Below are 11715 nucleotides of genomic sequence, written 5' to 3' on the forward strand. Positions count from 1 at the left end.
GCATTGATGCGTATCGACTACCCCGACGAGGAACCCGTTTTCGACGGAGCGCAGATGGTGGTGCGCTTCGCTGCGGTGGTCGACGGCGTGGAACTCGCCTGCGCTGTGACGGCCGAAGCGCTCGAGGATCATTTCGGCGCCCGTTCGGCGTTGCCCGAAGACATTCTGCGTGCCTATCATGAAGGAACGGAGCGCATTCGTTCGGTGTGCACGCGCGCGATCGAGGCCAACGACGGCGCGGCCGTCGTGCTGCGCAGCGGCCTGTTCAGGATGGAAGACGCCTGAGGTGCCGCGCCGCTGACGGTCGGGCGCCGAAAGCGGATCCAGGAACCGGTGCTCGATAAGAACTGCCAACCACACTGGAGGTCACGCCATGTCGCTGATCGTCGCAGGTCGGTTTACCACGTTTGCTCAGGCGGAAGCCGCCGCCGCGCGTCTCTTCGACGCGGGAATCGTTCAGGAAGACGTCACGCTATTTTTCGTCAATCCGCCGGGCCAGCATGCCCGGTTTCCCGTCGGTGGCGACGAATACGCCGACCGGCAGGCCTCGCGCAGTTCCGTCGGTGCCGGCAAAGGCGGTGTGATCGGCGCCGCGTTGGGCGCCGCGGTCGGCGTGGCGCTTTTCTCCGTGATCTCCGCTCCGTTCGTTGTCCTTATCGTTGCAGCGGGCGTCGGCGCGTACATCGGCTCGCTCGTCGGTGCGATGACGCATACGCGAGGCGGCGGCAAGGTGCCCGAGCGGCAGGTTCTGCATCAGGGCCATGGTTCCGGCGTGCTCGTTGCGGTACACGTGAGCCCCGACAACCAGGACACGGTGGCCCGGGTGCTGCGCGAGGCGGGCAGCCTCGAGATCGAGCGTGCGCATGGGCGCTGGCAGCACGGACGCTGGGCCGATTTCGATCCGACGAAAGACGTCGAACCCATGGACGCCTCGCGTGGCAGTGCAGCCGCGCAAGCGGCGTCCGGCCCGGAGCACGGTTCGCGCGCGCAACCCGCGCAGCGTTGACACCCGCATCGTTTCTCCAGGAAAAAGATCATGCTCCGCTATGCCATCGTTTTCTTCGTGGTTGCGGTCATCGCCGCGATATTCGGTTTTACGGGTATCGCGGCGGGGGCGGCCGAAATCGCCAAGGTTCTCTTTTTCATCTTCGTTGTCATCTTCGTGGCGACGCTGTTGCTCGCCACGTTCCGATGACGAATCCGCCGATGCCGGGCACGTGATGCGCGGCGGCGCGTTTCGTGCTTGAAGGCAAGTATCGCCCGTTGCGCGAAAGGAGCCGCCATGTCACGCGTCATCTGGAAAGGTGCCATCAGCTTCGGCCTCGTGAACGTGCCGGTGCAACTGCATCCCGCCACGCGGCCCGAGCGTACGAGCTTCAACCTGCTCGATAAGGAAACGGCCGATCCGATCGGCTACAAGCAGATCAACAAGCGCACGGGCAAGGAGGTGTCCCGGGAAAACATCGTGCGCGGGTTCGAGTACGAAAAAGGACATTACGTGCTGCTCGCCGACGAGGAAATCCGCGCGGCGAGCCCCGAGTCGACTCAAACCGTCGATATTCTTTCGTTCGTCGAGGCCTATTCGGTCTCGTTCCTTTATCTCGATACGCCCTATTACCTCGTTCCGGAACGGCAGGGCAAGAAGGCCTATGCGCTCTTGCGCGAAGCGCTCGCGCAGACGGGCAAGATCGGCATCGCCAGTGTCGTGCTGCACAACAAGCAGCATCTGGCCGCGTTGATTCCCGCCGGCCCGGTGCTCGCGCTCAACACGCTGCGTTGGGGTGGAGAAGTGCTGGCTATCGACGAACTCGCCCTGCCGCCCACCGACGCCAAGAAAGCGGGCGTCAACGCACGCGAGGTCGAGATGGCCAAGAAGCTGATCGAGGACATGACCGAATCGTGGAATCCGGGCGAGTACCACGACACGTTTCGCGATGAAATTCTCGCGCTCGTCGACAAGAAGGTGCGCGAGGGCAAGACACGCGAGATCAGCGAAGCGGCCAAGGCACCCGCGCATCGGCGCGCAACCGCCGACGTCGTCGACTTGTCCGAACTGCTCAAGCGCAGCCTGGGACGCGGGCGCGGCAAGCATGCCGCGTAGCAAGGGCACTGGCGCATCGATCGTCGTCTGTATCGCGATGATGCGCCGGCCGATCCATCTCACCCACCGTCGGGATCGCTAGCATGGCCGGAAACCTCGATACCTACCGCAAAAAGCGCCGCTTCGGCGAGACGCCGGAACCGGCCGGCGCATCGCGCGCGCGCCGCGGACAGCATGAACTGTCTTTCGTGATCCAGGAGCACCACGCCCGGCGCCTGCATTACGACTTTCGGCTCGAACTCGACGGCACGCTTCATTCGTGGGCGGTGCCGAAAGGGCCGAGCCTCGATCCCTCCGTGAAGCGGCTCGCCGTTCATGTCGAGGACCATCCTGTGGAATACGGGTCGTTCGAGGGCGAGATTCCCGAAGGCAACTACGGCGCGGGGACGGTGCTCGTCTGGGATCGCGGCACCTGGGAACCGGCCGGAGGGCCGAAGGAGGCGCGCAAGGCTTATGAGGCCGGCCGGCTCAAGTTCAGGCTCGATGGCCAAAAGCTTCACGGCGGCTGGGCGCTCGTACGCAGCGGTATGCGCGGCAGCGGCGACAAGGAGCAGTGGCTGCTCATCAAGGAGCGCGACGAGGAGGCCCGCAGCGAAGCGGAATTCGATGTGATCGCCGAGCGTCCGGGAAGCGTGCTCGGTAACGGTCATGACAAGGCGGGAGGCCGCGGCAAAGCCGGGACGACCGCACGCTCCAGGACGGCGCGCGAGGCGAAGCCGGCCGGTCGGCTCGCGGTGCCAGCCAAGGCGCCGCACGCGGGCGAAAAGAAAAGCGGACGGCCCGATATCGTTGCGACACGCAGCTCGGAGTCGCTGCGCGAGCTCGCCCGCTCGCCGGCCATCGAAGGCGCGACGAAGGCGCCGTTGCCCGCCTCGCTGAAGCCGCAATTGGCGACACTCGTCGATTCGGCACCGACCGGCGACGATTGGTCGTACGAAATCAAGTTCGATGGCTACCGCATGCTGGTCCGCATCGATCGCAAGGATCGATCGAAGCCTGTGCGAGTGTTCACACGCAGCGGGCTCGACTGGACCGACAAGTTCAGCCGACAGATCGAAGCGTTGGCCGCGCTCGACGTGGAAACGGCGTGGCTCGATGGCGAAGCGACGGTGCTCGACGCGCGCGGCGTGCCCAGTTTCCAGGCGCTGCAAAACGCGTTCGATGCCAATCGGCCCCAGGAAATCGTCTTTTTCCTGTTCGATTTGCCTTACCTCAATGGCTACGATTTGCGCAAAGTGCCGCTCGTGCAGCGGCGCGCTTTGTTGCGTGCGTTGATGGAGGAGCCCGAACAGGAAACGATACGGTTTTCCGAGGATTTCGCGCTCGACGCGAACGACCTTTTGCGCAGTGCCTGCGAAATGGCGCTCGAGGGAATCGTCGGCAAGCGGCGCGACAGCGCCTATACCTCGACGCGCAGCGGCGCATGGATCAAGCTGCGCTGCCGGCGGCGGCAGGAGTTCGTGATCGGCGGATACACCGAGCCGTCTGGCAGCCGTACCGGTTTCGGCGCGCTGCTGCTGGGCGTCCATGACGTCAATGGCCGGCTGCACTACGCGGGGCGCGTCGGCACGGGATTCGACACGACGACGCTGCGTACCATCAAAAAGGCCCTCGACGAGCGCGAGACCGCTGAGATGCCGTTTGCCGAAATGCCGCGCGAGCGCAGTCGGACGCGCGTGCATTGGGTGAAGCCCGAGCTGGTCGCGGAATGTAATTTCTCGGAATGGACGAGCGAGCGCATCGTGCGTCAGGCATCGTTCATCAGCCTCAGGCAAGACAAGCCTGCGGACGAGGTCGCGCAAGAGACGCCGCGCAAAGGAGACCCAGTGCGTTCGCAAACGCGTGAACCGTCAGCCCCTTCGCCTGGCCGCAAGGCGCACCGTGGAACCTCGGGGCGGGCGTCGGCTCATCCAAGCTCGCGCCGCTCCTCGACATCGACCGATGAAACGACCGTCGCCGGTGTGCGAATTTCACATCCGGACCGTGTCATCGACGGCACTTCGGGATTTCGCAAGGGCGATCTCGCGCGTTATTTCGAATGGGTCGCGCCCTGGATGCGCGCTCATTTGAAGGACCGGCCGCTTGCGCTCGTGCGGGCGCCCGGGGGTATCGAAGGAGAGCTTTTCTTTCAGAAACACACGACGAGCCGGCTCGAGATTCCGCATATCACACAGCATGAAGGACTCGATCCCGGTCACCCGCCGCTGTTGACGATCGACAGTGTCGAAGCGCTCGTCGGTGCGGCTCAGATGGGGACCGTGGAGTTGCACACCTGGAACGCCGTCGCCTCCAACATCGAAAAGCCCGACCGTGTCGTGTTCGATCTCGACCCCGATCCGAAGCTGGGCTGGGATCGCATGATCGAGGCGGCGCTGCTGACACGCTCGCTGCTGCAGGAACTGGGGCTCGACTCGTGGTGCAAGACGAGCGGAGGCAAGGGGCTGCACGTCGTCGTGCCGCTCGCGAAACAGGCGGGGTGGGACGACGTCAAGGCGTTTGCGCAGGCGGCCGCCCAGCACATGGCCGCCACGCTGCCCGATCGCTTCAGCGCGAAGATGGGGGCGCAGAACCGGCGCGGCCGCATCTTCGTCGACTATCTGCGCAACAACCGGGGCTCCAGCACGGTCGTCGCTTTTTCGCCGCGCGCGCGCGCGGGGATGGGCGTATCGGTGCCGCTCGCATGGGAAGAGGTCGAGCAGACGACGGGTGGCGCCCAGTGGACCGTCACGAATCTTCACGAGAGGTTGGACACGTTGCGGGCCGATCCGTGGGCCGACTATGCGAAAGCGCGGCAGAGGATCACGCGCGAGATGCGCGACCGCCTGGGCATGGACAAGTCCCGCTGAGGCAGGGAAAGCCGCCGCCGCTGGGTCCGCTTTTTGCAGCCTTTTCTTGCGTTAGTGTCCGGCGCCCTGGGTGCCGATCGGCGCCGGACACTGCTTCAGGGTTCAACGCATAGCGGAGGCAGGCATGGCGCAAACAGTAGGCGATTTCATCGTCGAAAGATTGCATCAATGGGGGGTGCGGCGAATGTACGGATACCCCGGCGATGGCATCAACGGGGTGTTCGGCGCGCTCAATCGCGCTGAGGGAAAGATCGAATTCATTCAGGCACGCCACGAAGAAATGGCGGCATTCATGGCCAGCGCGCATGCCAAGTTCACGGGCGAGCTCGGTGTCTGCATCGGGACTTCGGGGCCCGGTGCCGCGCACCTCGTGACGGGACTCTACGACGCACGGCTCGATCATATGCCGGTGCTGGCCATCTGCGGCCAGCAGGCGCGTGCGGGGCTCGGCGCGCACTATCAGCAGGAAATCGACATCGCGTCCATGCTCAAGGATGTCGCAGGCGCTTATGTGCAGCAAGCGAGCGTGCCGGCGCAGGTGCGGCACATGGTCGATCGCGCCGTACGCATCGCGCTTGCCGAACGGCGGGTCACTGCCATCATCTTGCCGAGCGATCTGCAGGAACTCGATTACGCCCCGCCGGCGCGCAAGCACGGAACGGCGCACTCGGGCGTGGGCTATTCGCGGCCGTGCGTCGTGCCGGCGCCCGCCGACCTCGCGCGGGCCGCCGATGTGCTGAACGCGGGCAGCCGCGTGGCGATGCTCGTGGGCGCGGGGGCGCTCAATGCAACGGACGAAGTCATCGCAATGGCCAAGAAGCTCGGCGCCGGCGTGGCGAAGGCGCTGCTCGGCAAGGCCGTCGTGCCCGACGAATATCCGTGGGTGACGGGCTCCATCGGCTTGCTCGGCACCAAGCCGAGCTGGGAGCTGATGACGAATTGCGATACGTTTTTCATGATCGGCTCGGGCTTCCCGTATTCGGAATTCTTGCCGAAAGAGGGCGACGCGCGCGGCGTGCAGATCGACATCGATGCCGGCATGCTGAGCCTGCGCTATCCGATGGAGGTCAGCCTGGTCGGCGATGCCGCGCAGACGCTGCGCGCCCTGTTGCCGCTCATCGACCAGAAGGACGACGACGCCTGGCAAAAGCGTATCGCGCACTGGACCGAGGACTGGTGGGCGACGCTCGACAAGCGTGCGGGCGAAACGACGAAAACAGGTGTCAACCCTCAGCGCGCATTCACCGAGCTGTCACCGCGTCTGCCCCCCGACGTCATTTTGACGAGCGACTCAGGCTCATGCGCGAACTGGTTTGCGCGCGATCTGAAGATCCGCCGCGGCATGATGTGCTCGCTTTCGGGCGGCCTGGCATCGATGGGCGCTGCCGTGCCGTATGCCATCGCCGCGAAGTTCGCGCACTCGCAGCGTCCTGTCATTGCGATGGTCGGCGACGGCGCGATGCAAATGAACAATATGGCCGAGTTGATCACGGTCTCGAAGTATTGGAAGCAGTGGGCCGACCCGCGCTGGATCTGCATGGTTCTCAACAACGAGGACCTCAACCAGGTGACGTGGGAGCAGCGCGTCATGGAGGGCGATCCGAAGTTCGACGCGTCCCAGGTCCTACCCAACGTGCCGTACCACCGCTTCGCCGAGCTGATCGGACTGAAGGGCATCTACGTCGATCGCCCCGAGGCGTTGGGCCCGGCGTGGGACGAAGCGCTATCGGCGTCGCAGCCTGTGGTGCTCGAGGTGAAGACGGACCCCGAAGTACCGCCGTTGCCGCCGCATATCACGCTCACGCAGGCGCGTCAGTTCATGCGCACGCTGATGGAAGGCGACCCGCGCGAAGGCAGCGTGCTCGTCAATACGGCCAAGCAAGTCATGGCGTCGGTCTTGCCGGGCAAGAAGGACTCCTGATAGGACTCCTGATCGATCGTCAAGGGGCGCGCCGCCGCAACAGCATCGCGGCGAGCGCGACGGCCACCGTGGCGCTCAGCGCGGCGCCGCGGTGCGTATCGAGCCACAGCGTGGCGCTCGTCGTTTTGGCTTGCGCATCGAAAGCGCCGCGCGTTCTATGTCGGCCGGCCACCGGCTGCCAAAGATCGACGGGACGTGCCGGGTCCGCCGCGGTGTCGCGCTGCTGTGCCTCATAGGCGTTGCGCGCGAGATACCGATCGAGGCAACCCGGTGCTAGCTTGTTCGCAACGATCGCCTTGATCGACGACAGCCCTACCCACAACTCGCGCTGCGGATGCGTGGCGGCGTGAACGATGGCGCGTGCGGCGACCTCGGGCTGATAGATAGGCGGTACCGGACGCGGTGCGCCGGGCATGCGATTCAGTGCCCAGTCGAACTGCGGCGTGTTGAGTGCCGGCATTTGGACCATCGTTACGCGGACCCGGCTTTTGTCGTGCAGCAACTCGCAACGCAGAGCATCGGTGAAGCCGCGAATCGCGAACTTCGCGCCGCAGTAGGCCGATTGAAGCGGAATCGCGCGATAGGCGAGCGCCGAGCCGACTTGCACGATCACGCCGCGATTACGCGCGCTCATGCGCTTGAGCGCGGCCATCGTGCCCCAGACGTAGCCGAGGTAGGTGACTTCGGTCACGCGCGCGAATTCCGCCGGGGCGATATCGGCGACGGGCGAGAACACCGTCACCATCGCGTTGTTGACCCAGACGTCGATGGGGCCGAGCGTGGATTCGATTTGCGTGGCGGCGGCTTCGACGGCCTCCGCGATGCTGACGTCGAGCGCGATTGACAACGCGCGCACACCGCGCTCGCGCGCCTCCTCGGCCGTTTGTTCGAGCGCGCCCGGGTCGCGCGCGAGCAGCGCCACATCGGAGCCCAGCCGCGCGAATTCGAGCGCCGCGGCCCGGCCGACGCCCGCACTCGCGCCTGTGACGACGACTACTTTCGGTATGCGAGAGCCGAGCATCGAGATATCCGTTTCGTCCGTTGATGGGGGCGTTCGTCGCCGCGCTCAGTTGCCGATGCGATCGAGGGTGAAGACTTGCTCGGCGTGCGTCCCATGGCGATCGGGGATAGCGATGGTCCCGCGAGGGACGACCCGCCAGCCGGCTCGCGTGGCGATAACGGGCATTGTCCCGCCCATGCGCGAGTCCCAGTCGACGAGTCCTTCGGGCGGCACGGGGATGCTGTCGTCGAGCGAGGCGTTCGAATAGATGACGTTGTCTTGCCATTGCGAAGCGCCACGTCGCGCTTCGAGACCCTTGCCGTCGGTGTCGACCGTATCGTCGGTTGCGGCCATGCCCGCATTGTCGACCGAATGGATTCGGGCATTGGCCCGCGCGACGGGGTCGCCCGTGTCTTCGGACGCTTGCCGGTGGAGAGCGGGCAGCGGCGCAGGCTCTTTGGCCGCGACGGTCTGTGCCGATGTGGCGTGCCGCGCGGAACCGAACTCGCGTGCCTGCGTTGCGGCGTCCGGCGATGCGCCGCCGGCTGCTGGAGTCTTGGCGGGGCTCTTCGCCGCGATTTCGTTTTGCTGACTCTGGGTCGGGTTGTGTTCGTTGTTTTCCACGGTGCAGTCCTCCGCTGGAAGTTGCGTCCTGCTACATAAGACAAGACGACGCAACGATCGTGCCGCTCGGATCTGGGCCTGTAATCAGCGTGAACAGGCCCTATAGTTCGCCGCGCCCCCGCATGGCGGCGATGCGGTCGGCCGTGCGGCACGCGATGGCCTGAATCGTCAGAGACGGATTGACGCCGCCTACCGTCGGAAACACGGAACCATCGCAGATCCAGAGATTGGGGATATCCCAGCTTCGGCAGTCCGCATTGACGACGCTCGTGCGCGGATCGTCGCCCATGCGGGCGGTGCCGTTCAGATGGCAAGTGTCGTCGAGTTGGCGCCAGACCTCTTTCGCGCCGGCGGCGACGAGCGCATCGCTCATATAGTCGAGCGCGTGGCCGATGAGCCGTTTGTCGTTCTCGCATAGGGAATGCGTGACGCGAGCGATAGGCAAGCCGAGCGCATCCTTTTCCTCGGCGAGCGTGACACGGTTGCGCTCTTGCGGGAGCGTCTCGCCCACCATCTTCAGCCCGGCCTGATGGTTGTACTTCGACATCTCCTCGTGCAACGCCTCGCCCCAGAGCCCCCGGCCCGCTTGAACGTAGGCCCATACGTGAGGCAGCGGCCCCTGGCTCATATAGCAATAACCGCCGAAGAAATCCTTGCCCTTGTCCTCGTAGTTCCAATGCTCGGTCAATGCGAGCGACGGCGGCCCCTTGTACCAGCGAATCTCGTCGTCCATGACGCCCCACGCTGCTTGATTCGCCTGCACCATCAGGTTTTTGCCGACGAGGCCCGAGCGATTCGCGAGCCCTTCCGGGAAACGGGACGTCGCCGACATCAGCAGCAATCGCGGGGTCTCGATCGCATAGCCGGCGACCACGACGTTGCGTGCCCGCTGGAACTGCCAGCGGCCTTCGCGGCAATATTCGACACCGGTCACGCGGTCGTCGCTGCCGACATCGATACGCCCGACCATCGCCAGATCGCGAATCTCGGCGCCGGCGGCCACGGCGCGCGGAATCCAGGTGACGAGCGCGCTCTGTTTCGCGTTCGTCGCGCAGCCCGATACGCAGAATCCGCGATATACGCACGGGTGCGCCCGGCCGCGCGGCGCGGACAGCGTGGCCAGCGGCGTCGGGGTCCAATCGATGCCGAGCGCTTCGGCGCCGCGCGCCAGCACCAGCGCGGGTGCATTCAGTTCGTGGGCGCGGTAGGGGTAACGCGGTCGGGGCGGGCCCCACGGATAGCGGACCGGCCCCGAAATCTTGAGGGCCTCTTCGACCTCGGTGTAATAGCGCCACATCTCGCGCCAATCGAGCGGCCAGTCGGCGCCATAACCGAGCAACGTACGCGACTTGAACCATTCGGGCCGAAAGCGCAGCGAGACCATTGCGAAGTGCACCGTGCTGCCGCCGACGGCTCGCCCGCTGTTGTTGCTGCCGAGCTGGAGCGGATCGTCGCCGTCGCAGATGCGCTCCTCGGTCCAGTAGAGCTTGGCCTGATGCGTTTCGTCCGATGCGAACTCCTCGAGCGGACGCCACCATGCGCCGGCATCGAATGCGACGACCGAGAACCCGAGTTCGGCGAGCCGGCAGGCGAGCGTGCCGCCACCCGCACCCGTACCGACGATGGCGAAATCGACGGGCTCGTCCTGAGAATACTCGCGCATCGGCACCCAGCCGCCGATCGTGAAGACGTCGGGCGCGCGGCCGTTTTTGCCGCGCGGCGTATGCATGGCTTCATCGAACACGGCCGTTCTCCCGACGCGCCTTCTCCTCTTGTCCCGGGCGAGCCTCCACGGGCTCCCACGCATCGCGTCTGTTCGCCTGCATGCGGACGTACCCGCGCGGATTGGCGGGGCCGCCGAAGCCGATCTCGCTCCATGCGTGCGGGTGCGAGTAGTAAGCCGAGGCGATGTCGACCATCAGACGCAAGCGGAAGAAAACGTCGCTGCCCATGCCCTGCCATGCAGGGCTTTGCAGTTCGCCCGTCTGCATGCGGCGAAGGACATCGCATTGCGCGTTTTCGTCGATATCGGCGAACGCGGCGCCATACAACGTCTGCGATTCGGCATCGATCGCGGCGAGCGCGATTTCCCATGCCTCGCGCAGTGGGGGAAGGCGTGCGTCGCGATATCCGTCGCGCGTATCCTGGTCGAGCCGCGTATCGACGAGGCCCGCTACCGGTATCCGCGGCGCTGCGAAGCGCCGATGCGCAACGTCGACCGACGGGTCGAGCGAGTGCGGAACGATCACGGCACACAGCGCCTGCAACGCGCGCCATTGCGTGTCGTTGCAAAAGCGCGGCGCGTTGGGTTGGGCGAGGCGTTCGTCGATGACGGCACGCGTGACATCGTCCCACGACGGGGTGTCGCGCAGCTTCAGTACGTCGTAGCCGGGGTAGGGCGACGCAAGGGGGTGTTTCGGGTTCATCGCTCGGTCTCCCGGAGGCGAAGCGCGGCCAGGCCGGCCGTCGCGAGCGCAGTGAAGCTCGGCGGGGCGGGCAGGGGCGGTCCGCTCAATACGTTTTGCGACCAGTTGCGCCAGCCGCCGTGATAGCGCGCCACGCCGCGTGCGTGGAACGCCACGCCCAGCGCGCCGAGCGCGGCGGTGACGCGCAGCCACGCGCGGGTCCACCAACGCACGCGCGGCTCGCCGAGCGCCGCGCGAGCCAGCAACGCCGCCGCAACGGGCGGCACGGCGACGGGCGCATACATGGCCCGATGCTGAAACGAGCCCCGAAAATGCAGCAACGCAACTTCGCCGACAGTCCCCGCCAAGCCGACCGCACTCAATAACGCGAGCGCCTTGCCGGCGGGCAGCCCGAACAGACGCGGGTCCTCGAGCGGTTCGTCGCGCAGCGTCTCGCCGACGGCGCCGAGCGCGCCCGACAGCAGTAGCGCCATCGGCGCGCCGAGCGGCGCACCGTAAAAGAGGTTGTGCCAGCTCCAGCCGCCGGGACGTTTCGTCACGTTATAAAGATGAAAGCCGGTACCGGCGATGCCAACGCCGGCAGCGGCCAGATAAATCGCGCGGCGCAACCCGTGCGTGCTGGGCGATTCATCCGTGCCGCCATGTACCCCGGCAGCGAGACAGAGCGCGCCGGCCGCGAGCGGAACGAACATCGCCGGGTTGGCATAGGAGCCGCGATAGTGTTCGATGGCCGAATCGGTCAGCGCCGACCAGGCAAGCAATGCCGAGCTGCGGTTGAAGCTGCGTGCGGCGGCAAT

11 protein-coding genes are annotated in these 11715 nt (G+C 65.8%); 6 read left to right on the forward strand and 5 right to left on the reverse strand.

The features are described 5' to 3' along the window. The 6 genes from VGL01_RS24090 to VGL01_RS24115 all read left to right on the forward strand — a co-directional run. Window positions 1-285, forward strand: a 285-nt coding sequence (locus VGL01_RS24090; RefSeq protein ID WP_331573866.1) for a DUF1488 domain-containing protein, incomplete at its 5' end; no start/stop codon positions are given. 88 nt (window positions 286-373) lie between these two features. Beyond that, complete coding sequence (locus tag VGL01_RS24095; RefSeq protein ID WP_331573868.1) at window positions 374-1006, forward strand: hypothetical protein; 633 nt, start codon at window positions 374-376, stop codon at window positions 1004-1006. A 30-nt stretch (window positions 1007-1036) separates the two neighbouring features. After that, window positions 1037-1195, forward strand: coding sequence for a DUF1328 domain-containing protein (locus VGL01_RS24100; RefSeq protein ID WP_331573870.1), 159 nt, complete (start codon window positions 1037-1039; stop codon window positions 1193-1195). A gap of 87 nt (window positions 1196-1282) precedes the next feature. Continuing rightward, complete coding sequence (locus VGL01_RS24105; protein WP_331573872.1) at window positions 1283-2101, forward strand: Ku protein; 819 nt, start codon at window positions 1283-1285, stop codon at window positions 2099-2101. An 83-nt stretch (window positions 2102-2184) separates the two neighbouring features. Beyond that, window positions 2185-4947, forward strand: coding sequence for a DNA ligase D (ligD, locus tag VGL01_RS24110; RefSeq protein WP_331573874.1), 2763 nt, complete (start codon window positions 2185-2187; stop codon window positions 4945-4947). 124 nt (window positions 4948-5071) lie between these two features. Then, window positions 5072-6868, forward strand: coding sequence for a thiamine pyrophosphate-requiring protein (locus VGL01_RS24115; RefSeq protein ID WP_331573876.1), 1797 nt, complete (start codon window positions 5072-5074; stop codon window positions 6866-6868). 19 nt (window positions 6869-6887) lie between these two features. Here the strand turns inward: VGL01_RS24115 and VGL01_RS24120 are convergent, their stop codons facing one another. The 5 genes from VGL01_RS24120 to VGL01_RS24140 all read right to left on the reverse strand — a co-directional run. Continuing rightward, window positions 6888-7889 carry an SDR family oxidoreductase gene (locus VGL01_RS24120; RefSeq protein WP_331573878.1) on the reverse strand — a complete coding sequence of 334 codons (1002 nt, stop codon included), beginning with the start codon at window positions 7887-7889 and terminating at the stop codon, window positions 6888-6890. 45 nt (window positions 7890-7934) lie between these two features. Continuing rightward, window positions 7935-8492, reverse strand: coding sequence for a DUF3005 domain-containing protein (locus tag VGL01_RS24125; protein ID WP_331573880.1), 558 nt, complete (start codon window positions 8490-8492; stop codon window positions 7935-7937). 100 nt (window positions 8493-8592) lie between these two features. Further along, window positions 8593-10221, reverse strand: coding sequence for a GMC family oxidoreductase (locus tag VGL01_RS24130; protein ID WP_414720339.1), 1629 nt, complete (start codon window positions 10219-10221; stop codon window positions 8593-8595). 4 nt (window positions 10222-10225) lie between these two features. Then, window positions 10226-10918 carry a gluconate 2-dehydrogenase subunit 3 family protein gene (locus VGL01_RS24135; protein WP_331573884.1) on the reverse strand — a complete coding sequence of 231 codons (693 nt, stop codon included), beginning with the start codon at window positions 10916-10918 and terminating at the stop codon, window positions 10226-10228. Then, the coding region (locus VGL01_RS24140) for a hypothetical protein (RefSeq protein ID WP_331573886.1) at window positions 10915-11715 on the reverse strand (801 nt) is incomplete at its 5' end. The genes VGL01_RS24140 and VGL01_RS24135, both read right to left, overlap by 4 nt.

The sequence above is a fragment of the Trinickia sp. genome, from assembly GCF_036503415.1.
In the GTDB taxonomy this organism is placed as follows: domain Bacteria; phylum Pseudomonadota; class Gammaproteobacteria; order Burkholderiales; family Burkholderiaceae; genus Trinickia.

What these genes read in the sequence shown, in the direction of transcription:
- VGL01_RS24095 (WP_331573868.1), top strand. Translation starts at nt 374, where the DNA reads ATGTCGCTGATCGTCGCAGGTCGGTTTACCACGTTTGCTCAGGCGGAA.
- VGL01_RS24100 (WP_331573870.1), top strand. Translation starts at nt 1,037, where the DNA reads ATGCTCCGCTATGCCATCGTTTTCTTCGTGGTTGCGGTCATCGCCGCG.
- VGL01_RS24105 (WP_331573872.1), top strand. Translation starts at nt 1,283, where the DNA reads ATGTCACGCGTCATCTGGAAAGGTGCCATCAGCTTCGGCCTCGTGAAC.
- ligD (WP_331573874.1), top strand. Translation starts at nt 2,185, where the DNA reads ATGGCCGGAAACCTCGATACCTACCGCAAAAAGCGCCGCTTCGGCGAG.
- VGL01_RS24115 (WP_331573876.1), top strand. Translation starts at nt 5,072, where the DNA reads ATGGCGCAAACAGTAGGCGATTTCATCGTCGAAAGATTGCATCAATGG.
- VGL01_RS24120 (WP_331573878.1), bottom strand. Translation starts at nt 7,889, where the DNA reads ATGCTCGGCTCTCGCATACCGAAAGTAGTCGTCGTCACAGGCGCGAGT.
- VGL01_RS24130 (WP_414720339.1), bottom strand. Translation starts at nt 10,221, where the DNA reads ATGCATACGCCGCGCGGCAAAAACGGCCGCGCGCCCGACGTCTTCACG.
- VGL01_RS24135 (WP_331573884.1), bottom strand. Translation starts at nt 10,918, where the DNA reads ATGAACCCGAAACACCCCCTTGCGTCGCCCTACCCCGGCTACGACGTA.